Here is a 14,988-nt window from a genome sequence, read left to right as displayed (position 1 = left end):
GAAAATACGATATGAAAGTAGCGGAATCAATCAGGGAAAAGCTGACCCGGGAACTGTCACCGGAGCAACTGGAAGTTATTGACCAGTCCTGTGATCATGCCGGGCATTCGGGCGCCCGCCCTGAAGGGGAGACCCATTTTCACGTTAATATGGTAGCCTCTGCCTTTGACGGTCTTAACCGGGTCGCCCGTCAGCGCCTGGTCTATAAAATTCTGGCCGAGGAACTGGCGGGGCCGGTGCATGCCCTGTCGCTGAACCTGACAAGCCCTGACGAAAATAGTGCGGGCTGACCCGACACTCTCAGGTTGTGGCTTGTGTTTGGTATCATTTAGTGATATTAAAATTTTATACAATCATCTTGATCCTGGTATATTCCAAAGGAGGGGAACGGGGCTCAGGCAGTATAAGGCAGAGCCAGGATTGTTCGGAGGATTGTTCCTGTGTGGTAACAGGTTTGTGTGGTAACGACTATAAAGCTCCGTCCCTTTTCCTTTTCTTTACAGCATATAGGTCAGAATCAGCGGCACTGTCACAACGGACATGAGTGTTGTGAAAAACACCATGGCCGCCACTTCCTGGGGATTGCGATTATATTGGCTGGCCAGTAAGTAGCTGAAGACGGCAACCGGCATACTGCATTGCAGGATCAGGACATTCCTTTCGACGCCACTGAAACCGAACAGCGTCGCGACCCCCAGGCCCATGCCGACGCCCATGGCTATTTTCAGGGCAGACAGCGCGATCAACTGGCCTGAATTTTCCACTTTCAAGGTCGCAAGAGACGCGCCCAGCGTCAGCAGCATCAGGGGAATCGTCAGGCCGCCCAGCAACTGGGTTGTATTGGTCACCCAGGCCGGTGGCGTAATGCCGGTGAGGATGAAAAACAGGGCAAAAGCAATACCCCAGATCAGGCTGACCCGGGCAAGGCTGGCGGGTCGGAGGTTGCCATGGCTGATGAACAGGGCCACGGTGAACTGGAAAATGACGCTGACAGCAAAAAAGGTAAGTCCCAGACCAAGGCCGATTTGTCCGAAGGCAAACAGGCACAGGGGAAGCCCCATGTTGCCGCTGTTGGTGGAATAGAGGGCGATAATAAAGCCCCGTTTCGGCAGCCTGAGGGCCAATGCGACAAGCGTACTCAGCGCCAGCATGGCAACAATGGTTACTGCAGACGCGAGTATAAAATCACTGGCCTCGAAAAGCTTGTCTCCCAGGCCCAGAAGCCCGTTAAATACCAGTGCGGGCGCCCCGATATTCATATTCATGACGCTCACAAAGTCGGTGGGAAACTTCTGGCCCCGTTTGACCCAGGTAAAGCCCAGCAGGGCGATCAGAAATACCGGGGCGGTGACCGCAAAAAGCTCGGCGAACATCAGAAACTTCCTTAATAAGCCATTTCGGCAAGATGGCTGCTTGCATACAAAGTGAAGCGGCTGAACAGGCTTTCACGTTCCGGGCTTAGATGGTGTCCGGTCCAGATCAGCCCGATTTGCCGTTCAAAGTCATAGCCTTCCATCGGCAGGCGCACAACCCCTTCCATAGTATACTGGTCGGGCATGGTGGTGAAACCGATGCCGGCCGCCACCATCATCAGGGCCCGTTCATCCTGCGGCGTGCGGTAAACCAGGCGCGGCCGGACATTGTGGTCGGTAAAAAAACGGCTGGTTTGGCTGAGTAGTTCACAGCGGGATCTGACAATGGTAGGTTCGTCGGCCAGGTCACGCGGCTTGAGGACCTTTTTATCTGCCAGCGGATGATGGGCGGCGATGGCGATGGAATAGCGGTCCCGGTACAACGCGGTCGTCTTTCCTTTCTGACCGGGTCTCAGGATGGTCAGGGCGATGTCCACCTGTCCCGAATCAAGCCGGTTGAGGATTTCCTGTTCGGTGCCTTCAAACAGTTCGACCACCAGCCCGCCTTCTTCCCGAAGGTACGGCTGCATCAGATTTTTTACTGTTTGTGCCGGAACCGTCATCAACACCCCGAGACGAAGGATTTTGGGGTTGTCCGTATCGCCCATTTCCGCCTCGGCAAGACTGACCTGATGCAGTATGGCCTTGGCCCGGTCGACAAAACGGCTGCCGCTTTCGGTCAGGAAGACCCGTTTGCTGGACCGATCGAACAGGCGGGTTTCCAGTGCGGCTTCCAGTTTCTGGATACCCGCCGACAGGGTCGGCTGGGTCACATAGACCCTTTCCGCCGCCTTGGTAAAGCTGCCCGTTTCGACGATAGCGAGGAAATATCTGAGCTGATATAGTTCGAACATCATGGAATTCCTGAATTGACTGCAATACAATAATAGAAATCTTCTATCACACAAATAAATATTAGTGATTTTTTCTATGGTTCCGGATTTGCTACACTGGCCGGGTCAGAACAAAATCGTCAGGAAACAAGAAATGACCCAGCTAAAATCGGACCTGGATGTCAAAGGCGCGGATTTCGAGGCCAACAGAATGGCCATGCAGGCACTGGTCCGGGACCTTGAGGAGAAAATCGCCTTAATCGAACAAGGGGGCGGAGAACGCTCCAGAGACCGGCACCTGAGCCGCGGCAAACTTCTGCCGCGTGACCGGGTTAACCGGCTTCTCGATCGGGGCTCGCCCTTTCTGGAACTGTCCCAGCTTGCCGCTTATGAGGTCTATGACGACAATATTCCTGCAGCAGGCGTGATCGCCGGGATCGGCCGGGTCGCTGGCCGGGAATGTGTGATTGTCTGTAACGACGCCACAGTCAAGGGCGGGACATATTATCCCCTGACGGTCAAGAAACACCTGCGCGCCCAGGAAATCGCCGAGCAGAATAATCTGCCCTGCATCTATCTGGTGGACAGCGGCGGCGCCAACCTGCCCAACCAGGACGAGGTGTTCCCCGATAAACTTCATTTCGGCCGTATCTTCTATAACCAGGCCAACATGTCCGCCAAGGGCATTCCCCAGATTGCGGTTGTGATGGGTTCCTGCACCGCCGGCGGCGCCTATGTGCCGGCGATGAGCGATGAAAGTATTATTGTCAAGGAACAGGGCACCATTTTCCTGGCCGGCCCGCCGCTGGTCAAGGCGGCCACGGGTGAGGAAGTGACGGCCGAGGATCTTGGTGGCGGCGATGTGCATACCCGCATTTCCGGCGTGGCCGATCATCTGGCCCAGGACGATAATGATGCGCTGGAAATTGCCCGCCGTACCATGTCCCACCTGAACCGGGTCAAACCCGCCCAGCTGGAACTGAAGGAAAGCCGGGATCCGCTTTATGATCCGGAAGAAATATACGGTGTTGTGCCGGCTGATCCCAAGGTGCCCTATGATGTGCGCGAGGTAATCGCCCGGATCGTGGACGGCAGCGACTTTGATGAATTCAAGAAACGCTACGGTACGACGCTGGTGTGCGGTTTCGCCCATATCTACGGCATGCCGGTGGGGATTGTCGCCAACAACGGCGTCCTGTTCTCGGAATCAGCCCTTAAAGGCGCGCATTTTGTCGAACTCTGCAGTCAGCGGGGTATTCCGCTGGTGTTCCTGCAGAATATCACCGGCTTTATGGTCGGCCGCAAATATGAATCAGGCGGCATTGCCAAGGACGGCGCCAAAATGGTGACCGCCGTGTCCTGTGCCCGGGTGCCCAAATTTACCGTGATCATCGGTGGTTCTTTCGGGGCCGGCAACTACGGCATGTGCGGCCGGGCCTATAACCCCCGCTTTCTGTGGATGTGGCCCAACGCCCGCATTTCCGTCATGGGCGGTGAACAGGCGGCCGGTGTGCTGGCCACGGTAAAACGTGACGGCATGGAACGGGCCGGACAGCAATGGTCGGCGGAAGAGGAAGCTGAATTCCGCAAGCCCATTGAAGAACAATATGAGCATCAGGGGCATCCCTATTATGCCTCTGCCAGGCTGTGGGATGACGGGGTGATAGATCCCGCCCAGACCCGCCGGGTGCTCGGGCTTGGCCTCAGCGCCAGCCTCAACGCTCCCATCGAGAAAACCGAATTTGGCATATTCAGGATGTAATCATGACTGATGAAACTGTACAGATTGAAAAACAGGACAATGGACTGGCGCGGGTAACCCTGAACCGGCCGGAAGTTCGCAATGCCTTTAACGAGGGAATGATCCGGCGTCTGACAGAGGTTTTTCGCGACCTGGCGGAAGACGACGCGGTCAAGGCCGTGATTATCTCCGGCAACGGCAAGAGCTTCTCTGCCGGGGCGGATCTGGACTGGATGAAACGGGCTGCCGATTTCAGTCACGACCAGAACAAGGGGGATGCGGAAGCGCTGGCCTATATGCTGAAGCACCTGTTCGAACTGCCCAAACTGACCATTGCCTGTGTGCATGGTGCGGCCATGGGCGGCGGGCTCGGGCTTGTTTCCTGCTGCGATGTGGTCATTGCGGAACGAAGCACACGCTTTTCCCTGTCCGAGGTCAAGCTCGGCCTGATCCCGGCAACCATTTCGCCTTATGTGATTACCGCGATTGGTCCGCGTCAGGCCAAAAGATATTTCCAGACCGGGGAAGCTTTCTTTGCCGACACGGCCAGGGAAATTGGCCTCGTCCATGAAGTAGCCGAGACAGGTGAGCAGATGACCGAAATCCTCGAAAGAATTCTGGTGGATGTGAACCTCGCTGCGCCTCGCGCCGTGGCGGCCTCCAAGAAGCTGGTGCTGGATTATGCCTTCCGGCCGCTTGAGGCGGAAATTATCGAGGATAGCGCGGAGCGGATTGCTTCTGTCCGGGCAAAGGATGAAGCGAAGGAGGGTATCAAGGCCTTTTTCGAAAAACGCAAGCCAGGCTGGGTGAAAGGATAAACCATGTTTGACAAGATCCTGATCGCCAACCGGGGTGAAATCGCCTGCCGGATTATCGAAACCGCCCGCAAAAATGCGGTACGTACGGTCGCTGTTTATTCCGATGCGGACGAAAAAGCCCGTCATGTTCGTCTGGCCGACGAAGCCGTTCATATCGGGGCGCCGGAAGCGGCCAACAGTTACCTGAAGGGTGACCTTCTGATCGAGGTGGCCAAACGCACCGGCGCCCAGGCCATTCACCCGGGGTATGGCTTCCTGTCGGAAAATGCGGAATTTGCCGAAGCCTGTGCAGCAGCGGGGATCGTCTTTATCGGACCGTCCGCCGACAGCATCCGGGCCATGGGCCTGAAGGACCGGGCCAAGGAGCTGATGCAGGCCGCCGGGGTGCCGGTGGTGCCCGGCTATCAGGGTGAAGAGCAGGGCCCGGAATTTTTGAAACAGCAGGCCGACGAGATCGGCTATCCGGTCCTGATCAAGGCGGTGGCCGGCGGCGGCGGCAAAGGCATGCGTCTGGTAAAGGCGTCTGAAGAGTTCCTTTCTTCTCTGGAAAGCTGTCAGCGCGAGGCCAAGGCGTCTTTCGGTAATGATCATGTCTTGATCGAGAAATATCTGACCAAACCGCGTCATATCGAGGTCCAGGTCTTTGCTGACGGTCACGGCAATGCCGTGCATCTGTTTGAACGCGACTGTTCCCTGCAGCGTCGTCACCAGAAGGTGGTGGAGGAAGCGCCGGCCCCGGATATGCCAGCGGATGTGCGCAAGGCAATGGGTGATGCGGCTGTTACCGCCGCCAAGGCGATAGGTTATTGCGGGGCCGGAACGATTGAGTTTATTGTCGATTCCGGCCGGGGACTGACCAAAGACAGTTTCTATTTCATGGAAATGAATACCCGCCTGCAGGTGGAGCATCCGGTCACCGAACTGGTCACCGGCCAGGATCTTGTGGAATGGCAGCTTCGGGTGGCTTCTGGTGACCCGCTGCCCCTGTCCCAGGACCAGATCGCTCTTGCCGGACATGCTTTCGAGGTGCGGCTCTATGCGGAGGATCCGGCCAACGGATTCCTGCCCCAGACGGGTAAACTCAGTCATTTACGCACGCCGGTTCAGGATGCCCATTTCCGTCTGGATACAGGCATCGAGGAAGGGGACGAGGTTTCCATCTATTACGATCCGATGATCGCCAAGCTGATCGTCTGGGACCGGACCCGGACCGGGGCGCTCAGGCAGATGGCCCGTGCCCTGCGCAAGACTTCGGTGGCAGGGGTCAGGACCAATCTGGATTTTCTGGCGGCCATATTCGATCATCCTGATTTCAAGGCCGGGGATGTGGATACCCATTTCATCGAGCATCATTCGGAAGCTTTGCTGCCGACCGGGAAGAAAGCCGGTATTGGAACGCTGGCCTGTGCGGCCGTGCGTATCCTTGACCGTCAGACAACTGGGGACGATCCTTTTGCCTGGAGCGACGGCTGGCGGATGAATCTGTCCCTGAAATCACCGCTGGTTTTCATCGAAGGCGAGCACCGGCACGAAATTATGGTGGAATATCTGCAAAACGGCTATCGGGTTTCACTTGAAGACGAGAGTGCAGTCGTCAGCCATATCCATGATGAGGAGGGCCGCGTCTTTCTGATGAAGGATGGCGACGAGGAAGTCCATGCCACGGTTGCGGAAGACGGCAGCGACCTGACCATTTTCTGTGACGGCCGGGTGCACTACCTGCATCATTTTGTCCCCGGTGCCGAAGATGCCGAAGAAGCCGGCGGCAGCGGTGTGATTGTCACCCCCATGCCGGGCAAGGTCAGCCGCCTGATGGTGGCCGAAGGCGACGAAGTGGAGGCCGGCCAGCCCTTGCTGGTACTGGAAGCCATGAAAATGGAACATACCCTGAAGGCGCCGGTCACCGGAACTGTGGAGAAATTGTCTGCCGGAGAAGGCGATCAGGTTTCCGACGGACAGGTATTGGTCAGAATTACGGAGCCGGAACAATGACGGACAAGGTCAGGCTTTACGAGGTCGGCCCCCGGGACGGCCTGCAGAATGAAAAGGAAGTAGTGCCGACCGACGTCAAGGTGCGGCTGATCGAACTCCTGGCCGAGGCGGGCCTTACCCATATCGAGGCGACAAGCTTTGTCTCCCCCAAATGGGTGCCGCAGATGGGGGATAATTCAGATGTCATGGCGGCATTGCCGAAACGGGAAGGCGTGACTTATCCGGTGCTCACCCCCAATCTCAGGGGACTTGAAGCGGCGCTGGACGCCGGAGCAACAGAAGTGGCCATTTTCGGGGCGGCGTCCGAAAGCTTCAGCCGGAAGAATATCAACTGCAGCATTGAGGAAAGCCTGGACCGGTTTGCGCCAGTGGCCGAACTGGCGTGTGAAAATGGCGTGGCTCTGCGCGGTTATGTCTCCTGCGTGCTGGGTTGTCCCTATGAAGGGGATATTGCGCCCGAGGCTGTGGCCGTCATGTCCGAGCGCCTGCTGGCCATGGGATGCTATGAGGTTTCGCTCGGCGACACCATTGGTGTGGGAACGCCAAAAAGCATGGCAGACATGCTGGAAGTAGTGCTGGACCGCATCCCCGTTGAAAAGATCGCGCTGCATTGCCATGACACCTACGGCCAGGCGCTGGCCAACATCCTGACCGGGCTGGAGCGCGGTGTCAGGGTTGTCGACAGTTCCGTGGCCGGCCTTGGCGGCTGTCCCTATGCAAAAGGGGCGTCCGGCAATGTGGCGACGGAAGATGTGCTTTATATGCTGAACGGCATGGGTTTTGAAACCGGTGTCGATCTGGACAAACTTGTGAAGGCGGCATGGTATATTGCCGATCATCTGGGGCGGCCACCTGCATCAAAGGTGGCGACGGCCATGGGTAAAACTGATTAAATAGCCGGCAAAACGGCAGGAACACTGGAAAGGACCGGAAATGGTTTCATATCCTTCTTTGAATTTTAATCTTGGTGAAGACATTGACATGCTGCGGGATACAGTGCGTTCCTTTGCCGACAAGGAGCTTGCCCCCCGGGCGGCGGAGATCGACGAGAAAAACGAGTTTCCCATGGACATGTGGGAAAAAATGGGAGCCCTGGGTCTTCTTGGTGTGACGGTGAAAGAGGAATTCGGCGGGGTGGAAATGGGCTACCTCGCCCATACCGTGATCATGGAGGAAATCTCTCGCGCGTCCGCCAGCGTGGGCCTGAGCTACGGTGCCCATTCCAATCTGTGTGTGAACCAGATTCACCGCAACGGCACCGACGAACAGAAACGGAAATATCTGCCCAAACTGATCAGCGGCGAACATGTGGGCGCCCTGGCCATGAGCGAACCGGGTGCCGGTTCCGATGTGGTCAGCATGAAACTGCGGGCGGAGAAAAAAGGCGACCATTATGTGCTGAACGGCAACAAGATGTGGATCACCAACGGTCCCGATGCAGATACGCTGGTGGTTTATGCCAAGACCGATATGTCTGCCGGACCCCGCGGCATCACTGCTTTCCTGATTGAAAAGGGCATGAAGGGATTTTCCACGGCCCAGAAACTGGACAAGCTTGGTATGCGCGGCTCAAACACCTGCGAGCTGGTGTTCGAGGACTGTGAGGTGCCGGAAGAAAATATTCTCGGCCAGGAAAATTCCGGGGTCCGGGTACTCATGTCCGGTCTCGACTACGAACGGGTTGTGCTAAGTGGCGGCCCGATCGGCATCATGCAGGCCTGCCTGGATGTGGTGATCCCCTATGTTCACGACCGCAAGCAGTTTGACACCCCCATTGGCGAGTTTCAGCTTATGCAGGGTAAACTTGCCGACATGTATACGGAACTCAATGCCAGCCGCGCCTATGTCTATGCCGTGGCGGCAGCCTGTGACCGGGGCGAGACCACCCGCAAGGATGCGGCCGGGTGTATTCTCTATTCTGCTGAGAAGGCGACCCAGATGGCGTTGCAGGCCATTCAGGCGCTGGGCGGAAATGGGTATATCAATGAGTTTCCCACCGGACGACTGCTACGGGACGCCAAGCTGTATGAGATTGGCGCGGGAACCAGCGAGATACGCCGGATGCTGATCGGCCGGGAGCTGTTTTCCGAAACAATCTAGAGAGAGCTTCTATTTAAAGTTGTTGTATGTAAGCCCCTTGCTGCGCGTAGGGGGCTTATTTTATGAAAATTAATTTATTATTTTGCGATTTTTATCTTTAGGTGAATAACAATAGTTTCTTGTGTAATATGCGGGAAATGGCATAGAATATGATGTCAGGCAGCATTAAAGTTGCAGAATTTTATTGCGAATGGCTTTTAATTAAGTAAGATTTAAGAAAATTTTATCGAATAGTCTAAAATTATTAATACTTTAGTTATAAATGTTAAATGGGTATGAAAAATAGTGTTTCACGTTTAAAGGGAATTAGGATATATTAAATAAAAAATGTGTATACACCACTGAGTTATAAAATAAATCAACTTTTGGCAGAATTTAAGTGTAATAGGTAAGGGATCATGAACAATAACAAGGATGTGATTGACGTCGAAAAATTGCAGAGCAAGGCGTTTCAGGCAGCAGACTTTCTCAAGACTCTGGCGAATTCAAACCGGCTTGTCATTCTGAGCCGTCTTCTTGACGAGGAAATGTGTGTTGGGGATCTTGAAAAGAACCTCGATATTTCCCAGTCTGCCTTGTCCCAGCATCTGAGCCGCATGCGGGCTGAAGGCCTGGTGACGACCAGACGCGAAAGCCAGCAGATTTTCTATCGCATTAAAGACGAGCGCGTTCAGCATATGCTTCGGGTGACTTACCAGTTGTTCTGCATGGACGCCGCAGATCAGGTTGCCGTGGCAGTCTGATTGCCGGATTTTCCCGGATGCGATAAATATCGATGAATACCCGTGGCAATCTGAGGTTGTCACGGGTATTTTTATTTGGGATGCCAGGAGATTATTTTTCTTTGGGAATGTTTTTCACATAACCGTCCTGTGATAACAGTATCGCGACCGGTCGGGTGCTGTCGAACTGTGAAAAGATAATCATCAGGATGACGGTAAAGGGGACACTCAGGAACATTCCTGTGATGCCCCAGATGCTGCCCCACAGGGCCAGCGACAACATCACCACCAGCGGGCTCAGATTGAGGGAGCTTCCCATCAGCTTCGGTTCCAGCACATTGCCGATGCTGAACTGGATGGTGGACAGGGTTGTAATAACAATCAGGAACGGGCTCAGGCTGTCAAACTGGATCAGGCTGAGCAGGGTCGGGAAGATCACCGCCAGCAGCGATCCCACTGTTGGAATGAAGTTGAGCAGGAAAATGATAAAGGCCCAGAATTCGGCGAAATCCACACCGACAAAATAAAGCACCATATAACAGGCAAGGCCGGTCAGAACGCTTGTGAATGTCTTGATGGCGACATATTTTTCCACATCTTCCTGCACATGTTCCAGAATATCCCTGACTGTTTTGTCATAAGATGTGTGGCGCAGCAGGGCATCCAGTTTCTGGGCGAAAAACTTCTGCTCCAGAATAAGAAACAGCAGGTAGATCAGGATCAGGCTGGCATTGCCGGCCAGTGTCACCATGGTCGAGGCGATGTTGGTGATAAAGGGAGCAAGGCTGATCTGGCTGAGAAATTGCTTCAGATTGACCTGTTCTTCCGTGCCGAGGAAGGCGGACAGCCTCAACGTCAGCTTGGCGAAATTTTCCTGGTAGCCCGGGGCGGCCGCCCGCACATCGGCGATGTTGGAGTTGATCATGTCGTAAAGCAGCGCCAGGGCCAGCAGCATGCTCAACAGGGACAGGCCGAAGGTGACCGACGAGGGCAGGCTTTTTCCACCAACTTTTATTTTCTGGAAATAATCGGACAGCGTATGGATCAGGTACCAGATCACCACGGCAATCACAAAAGGCACCAGCAGGTCCCGGCCAAGAACCATAATCATGACAATCAGGCATATGAGTCCAAGTCCCCCGGCATAGGATAATATGCGCATATAAAGCCTCCATCTGCAGTATTGTCTTGCCGCCCTGTAGCGGCCTTAATTGATGGCGGAATTGTTGAACCATCCGTGGTGAAGGTCAAGATTTTAATATTTTTTCCTCAACGTTCTTGTTTTGTTCCTATTTATACCTATAATAGTCTTATTAAAAACTATTCGCCTATAGGGTGCAGGTTCAGGAAGGAGAATATCAATGGACAGTCAGCCGTTTTTTGGGCCCGGCCGGGGAAATTATCTAGCGGAGTATAAATCTCGGGACAGGGACACGCCGGAGCAGGGGAATGGACCGCCTCCAGTGGGAAATACCCCCTCTTCTTTCCGTCGGGCGAGGATTACCCGGCGGCGCAAGCGGGCCGAGAAACTTTTGAAGGACTCCCTTGGTTCTGACGGTCCGCGGGTGCGGGTGGTGATGCCTGCACAGGGGGCGGTCGGACCAACACAGCAGACTGCCCGCAAACTCAAGCCTGATCCGCTAGGATCCTATCAGGAAAAAGGTACCCTCAGTTCAAAACAGGTCTGGGCGGCGCATGCCATCCGCAAGGCCTATCGCCTCATAACGGAAGGCGCCGGGGTCCGTATCACGCAGTTCACCGATGTGATGGTGCAGAACAGCCGCCGGCCGGGTCTATCTGAAAGTGAGGGGGAGATCCTGCTGAAAGACCGCTACAGCGACTGGGTCGACAGGATGACGGCTGAACGGCTTATGGTGGGACCCATCTTCGACATGATCGTGGAAGAAGCATCGCTGGCCGCCACGGACCGGAAATGGCACCGGCGCAAGGGCTGGGCCAGATCCCATCTGCAGCAGTCGCTGGACCTTTATCTGCAGGAGGGACGAACCGGCGGGCAGGGAAAGGGTGACGGGCAATGAAACTTTCGCGGAATTTCTCCCTCCCGGAGCTGACCCACAGCCAGACAGCCCTCAGGCACGGGATCGGGAACCGGCCGTCACCGGCCGAAACCGAGAGGCTCTATTATCTCGCCCGCACCCTGTTGGAACCGGTCCGGGATTTTGTCGGCCGGCCGTTCAGTCCGACCAGCGGCTTCCGCAGCCTGGCGCTGAACAGGCTGATCGGGTCAGCCGATACATCCCAGCATGTCAGGGGCGAGGCCGTGGACCTGAAAATCCCCGGCCTGTACCCGCCTGAACTTGCCGGCTGGATCCGGCGGAACCTGACATTCGATCAGCTGATCCTTGAATTTCACAGCCCGGACGATCCGGCCAGCGGCTGGGTTCATTGTTCGGTGGTTGATCCGGTCCGGCGACGCGACAACCGGAACCAGGCGCTTGTTTTTGACGGTGTAAAATACAGGGAGATGGATGATGTCTATTCTGGGTGATTTGTTTGGCGGTCCGGCCGTGGATGCGGTCTCGGCCGTCGGTAATGTCTTCGACAAGCTGTTTACCAGTGACGAAGAGAAAGACCAGGCCCGGGCGGTGATGGAAAAAATCCGTCAGCAGCCGCAGATCCTGCAGGCGGAAATCAACCGCATCGAGGCGGCGCATCGCTCGGTCTTTGTTGCCGGCTGGCGACCCTTTATCGGCTGGGTCTGCGGGTTCGGGTTTCTCTGGGCTTTTCTGTTGCATCCCCTGTTTATGTGGATTGTGGCGATCCGTGGACTTGATGTCACGCCGCCCACCATTGTCACCGATAATATGATGGAACTGGTCCTTGCCCTGCTCGGTCTCGGTGCGCTCAGGAGTGCGGAAAAAATGTCCGGCCGAAGCAAGTAGTCAATATATATAAAACCGGTAAATTAGTGGCAGCTAACCCCTTGCATTTACCCTGGTGATCGGGGACACTGGATCAGGAAAATGATCTAAGGGGAAAATCTGATGAAAAAAGTAGCGATTGGGCTGATTGTTGTTCTTCTGGTTATTCTGGGGGTGGTTTTTTATTTTGGCTCCCAGGCCAGTTCCATCATTCAGAAGACTGTGGTTGACTATGGGCCGGAAGTGACCGGGACCAGCATCGGCCTGGAGGGCGTCGATGTCTCCTTTCTTGGCGGTACAGCCGGCCTTAGCGGGCTTGTTATTGGCAATCCGGCCGGTTTTAAATCGGATCACGCCTTCAAACTGGGGTCTGTGGATGTGGCGCTGGATGTGAAGTCGGTCATGTCCGATATCATCCATATCAAAGAGGTGCGTATTGACGGCGCGGATCTGATTTACGAGATCGGCACCAAAGGCAACAACATCAGCAAACTGCAAAATAATGTGCAGCAATATATGGCCAAATTCGGCAGCAGCGACGAAAGCACCAAAAGCTTCGTGATTGACGACATCTATGTCACCGGAACAAAAGTGCAGCTGGCGACAGACCTGTTGGGCGGTAAGGGCGCAGGCCTGACCCTGCCGGATATTCATCTCGAGGATATCGGCAAGGAAGGTAGCGGGGCCAGCGGTGCCGAGGTGATGAACAAGGTGCTGGGCGCCGTCAACAGCGGGCTCAGCAAGGTTGTCACCAAGGATATGATGAACAAGACCCTGGAAGATGTGGGCAGCAAGCTCAAGGGCCTGATCAAGTAACCATACCTGTAAAGTCGGGAAGTGTAGCGAGGGCGGCGTGGATCCAGTGTGGATTCAGCGCCGCCCTTTCCACTTGCATGGGGGCGGATTATGGCCAACAATGGCCGAAACAGATTAATTTGAACGGGGAATATCATGATTATTTTTGGCGCAATTCTTCTCGTCATCCTGGCTATTGTTTACGGGCTTTATGTATCGCTGATCAAAAAGCGCAACCGGGCGCTGGAGGCCCTGTCCGGCATTGATGTGCAGCTCAAGAAACGCCATGACCTGCTGCCCAACATCCTGACCATTGCCAAAAAATTCATGGAGCACGAAAAGGAGCTGTTCAGCAAGGTCACTGAAATGCGTTCCCTGGCCGGCAAGTCTTATAACCCGGGCAACCCGGAGGAAGTGGGCAAGCACCTGGAGGCGGAAAAGGGCTTCCAGTCCGCCATGATGCAGCTGTTTGCCGTGGCGGAAAATTACCCGGACCTGAAATCCCAGCATAATATGATCGAGGCCCAGCAGGCTTACGAGGAAGTGGAAGGGCATATCTCTGCGGCGCGCCGTTTTTACAACAGCAGCGTCACCGACCTGAATGATGCAGTGCAGATCTTCCCGTCCAGCACCATTGCCGCCATGATCAGCATCCGGGCCATGCCTTATTTCGAAATGGACGAGGCCGAGAAACAGCCGGTCAATGCAGGCGACTTCCTCTAGGGGGCGAGAAATGGACTTTGGTGCTTCTCTGAAAGGTCTTGAGGGCTTCGAGGATTTCTTTGAACGCGAACTTCTGCCCGAACTGCAGGAGGTCGAGGCGGGGCGTCCCCGGGCCATGAAAATCTTTGCGGCGGCCGCTGTTGTGGCCGTCGTGCTCTTTTGTGGGGCGGCATATTTCATCCTTGTCCGGCAGGTGGCGGACCCCCAGCTGATGATCTTTGCTGGCGTCGGCTGTATAGGGATCGGCGCCCTCGGGCTCAAACCACTTTCCAGTCTGCAGAAACAGGCGAAGGACCGGATTATGATGGCCCTGTGCGGACATCTCGGGCTCAGTTATCAGCTGAAACCCGGTGCCCAGCCAATCAGTATATTCAAAGACCTGCGCCTGATACCGGGGCACAACAAACGCAGGATTGAGGACCGGATTTACGGTCAGGCGGGCGGTGTCGATTTCAACCTTTTTGAAGCCAAATTGAAGCAGGAAACGCGTGACAGCAAGGGACGAAAAAGCAGCCGCACCGTCTTTCGCGGGCTCCTGTCCCATTTTGATTTCCACAAAAATTTTTCCGGCACCACCATCATCCGCAAGGACAAGACGGCTCTCGGTAATTTCTTTGACGGCACCTTCAATGATGGTGAACGGGTCAAGCTTGAGGACCCCGAGTTCGAGCGCCTGTTCGAGGTTTATGCCACAGACCAGGTGGAGGCGCGTTATCTGCTCACCCCCACCTTTATGGAGCGCATCAAGAAACTGGCGGCGCTGGTTGGTAGTGAAAACCTGCAACTGGCTTTTGACCGGGGCAATCTCTATCTGTCGATCCGGAAATCGGAAAACAGTTTCGAGGGTGGTTCCATGTTTTCAAACTTTGCCGATCCCGAACGGGTTGAGAAAAGCGCCCGGGAGCTTGCCCTGATCTATGATATCGTGCAATTGCTCCAGCTTGAGTTGCAGACCAGGATCTAGGCACTT

Annotated in this window: 16 protein-coding genes; 13 read left to right on the top strand and 3 right to left on the bottom strand. The window is 55.2% G+C overall.

Going from position 1 to position 14,988, the window contains the following annotated elements; genetic code table 11:
* Window positions 1-11 precede the first annotated feature (11 nt).
* On the top strand, window positions 12-290 hold the full coding sequence (locus ACORNT_RS02025; protein WP_321394653.1) for a BolA family protein: 279 nt from the start codon (window positions 12-14) through the stop codon (window positions 288-290).
* Between the two features lie 207 nt (window positions 291-497).
* Here ACORNT_RS02025 and ACORNT_RS02020 read toward each other — a convergent pair whose 3' ends face one another.
* Together ACORNT_RS02020 and ACORNT_RS02015 are read right to left on the bottom strand one after the other, a co-directional pair.
* Complete coding sequence (locus ACORNT_RS02020) at window positions 498-1,373, bottom strand: AEC family transporter (RefSeq protein ID WP_321394651.1); 876 nt, start codon at window positions 1,371-1,373, stop codon at window positions 498-500.
* Between the two features lie 11 nt (window positions 1,374-1,384).
* On the bottom strand, window positions 1,385-2,269 hold the full coding sequence (locus tag ACORNT_RS02015; RefSeq protein ID WP_321394648.1) for a LysR family transcriptional regulator: 885 nt from the start codon (window positions 2,267-2,269) through the stop codon (window positions 1,385-1,387).
* A gap of 130 nt (window positions 2,270-2,399) precedes the next feature.
* Here ACORNT_RS02015 and ACORNT_RS02010 point away from each other — a divergent pair, with 130 nt between their 5' ends.
* From ACORNT_RS02010 to ACORNT_RS01985, 6 genes are all read left to right on the top strand, one after another.
* Window positions 2,400-4,007, top strand: coding sequence for a carboxyl transferase domain-containing protein (locus tag ACORNT_RS02010; protein WP_321394645.1), 1,608 nt, complete (start codon window positions 2,400-2,402; stop codon window positions 4,005-4,007).
* A 2-nt stretch (window positions 4,008-4,009) separates the two neighbouring features.
* Window positions 4,010-4,804 (top strand): enoyl-CoA hydratase-related protein, encoded by a 795-nt coding sequence (locus ACORNT_RS02005; RefSeq protein ID WP_321394642.1) that lies wholly within the window; start codon window positions 4,010-4,012, stop codon window positions 4,802-4,804.
* Window positions 4,805-4,807: 3 nt separating this feature from the next.
* Window positions 4,808-6,796, top strand: a complete 1,989-nt coding sequence (locus ACORNT_RS02000; protein WP_321394639.1) for an acetyl/propionyl/methylcrotonyl-CoA carboxylase subunit alpha — start codon at window positions 4,808-4,810, stop codon at window positions 6,794-6,796.
* On the top strand, window positions 6,793-7,689 hold the full coding sequence (locus tag ACORNT_RS01995; RefSeq protein ID WP_321394637.1) for a hydroxymethylglutaryl-CoA lyase: 897 nt from the start codon (window positions 6,793-6,795) through the stop codon (window positions 7,687-7,689). The genes ACORNT_RS02000 and ACORNT_RS01995 overlap by 4 nt, the downstream gene beginning before the upstream one ends.
* Window positions 7,690-7,729: 40 nt before the next feature.
* Complete coding sequence (locus ACORNT_RS01990; RefSeq protein WP_321394634.1) at window positions 7,730-8,896, top strand: isovaleryl-CoA dehydrogenase; 1,167 nt, start codon at window positions 7,730-7,732, stop codon at window positions 8,894-8,896.
* Between the two features lie 398 nt (window positions 8,897-9,294).
* Window positions 9,295-9,639 carry a metalloregulator ArsR/SmtB family transcription factor gene (locus ACORNT_RS01985; RefSeq protein ID WP_321394631.1) on the top strand — a complete coding sequence of 115 codons (345 nt, stop codon included), beginning with the start codon at window positions 9,295-9,297 and terminating at the stop codon, window positions 9,637-9,639.
* Window positions 9,640-9,730: 91 nt separating this feature from the next.
* On the opposite strand, the gene ACORNT_RS01980 is transcribed toward ACORNT_RS01985, so the two are convergent.
* On the bottom strand, window positions 9,731-10,780 hold the full coding sequence (locus ACORNT_RS01980) for an AI-2E family transporter (protein ID WP_321394628.1): 1,050 nt from the start codon (window positions 10,778-10,780) through the stop codon (window positions 9,731-9,733).
* A 301-nt stretch (window positions 10,781-11,081) separates the two neighbouring features.
* Here ACORNT_RS01980 and ACORNT_RS01975 point away from each other — a divergent pair, with 301 nt between their 5' ends.
* The 6 genes from ACORNT_RS01975 (at window position 11,082) to ACORNT_RS01950 (ending at window position 14,982) form a co-directional block, all read left to right on the top strand.
* Window positions 11,082-11,657 carry a hypothetical protein gene (locus ACORNT_RS01975; protein ID WP_321394626.1) on the top strand — a complete coding sequence of 192 codons (576 nt, stop codon included), beginning with the start codon at window positions 11,082-11,084 and terminating at the stop codon, window positions 11,655-11,657.
* On the top strand, window positions 11,654-12,127 hold the full coding sequence (locus ACORNT_RS01970) for a D-Ala-D-Ala carboxypeptidase family metallohydrolase (RefSeq protein WP_321394623.1): 474 nt from the start codon (window positions 11,654-11,656) through the stop codon (window positions 12,125-12,127). Before ACORNT_RS01975 ends, ACORNT_RS01970 begins: the two co-directional genes overlap by 4 nt.
* Complete coding sequence (locus tag ACORNT_RS01965) at window positions 12,108-12,521, top strand: 3TM-type holin (RefSeq protein ID WP_321394620.1); 414 nt, start codon at window positions 12,108-12,110, stop codon at window positions 12,519-12,521. The genes ACORNT_RS01970 and ACORNT_RS01965 overlap by 20 nt, the downstream gene beginning before the upstream one ends.
* 102 nt (window positions 12,522-12,623) lie before the next feature.
* Window positions 12,624-13,316 (top strand): AsmA family protein, encoded by a 693-nt coding sequence (locus ACORNT_RS01960; RefSeq protein WP_321394618.1) that lies wholly within the window; start codon window positions 12,624-12,626, stop codon window positions 13,314-13,316.
* Window positions 13,317-13,451: 135 nt separating this feature from the next.
* Window positions 13,452-14,018, top strand: coding sequence for a LemA family protein (locus ACORNT_RS01955; RefSeq protein WP_321394616.1), 567 nt, complete (start codon window positions 13,452-13,454; stop codon window positions 14,016-14,018).
* 10 nt (window positions 14,019-14,028) lie between these two features.
* On the top strand, window positions 14,029-14,982 hold the full coding sequence (locus ACORNT_RS01950; protein ID WP_321394613.1) for a DUF3137 domain-containing protein: 954 nt from the start codon (window positions 14,029-14,031) through the stop codon (window positions 14,980-14,982).
* Window positions 14,983-14,988 lie beyond the last annotated feature (6 nt).

Source organism: Emcibacter sp., assembly GCF_963675455.1.
In the GTDB taxonomy this organism is placed as follows: Bacteria; Pseudomonadota; Alphaproteobacteria; order Sphingomonadales; family Emcibacteraceae; genus Emcibacter.
The sequence above is the reverse complement of the archived record's forward strand: the minus strand, read 5'-3'. Positions and strand labels throughout refer to the sequence as shown.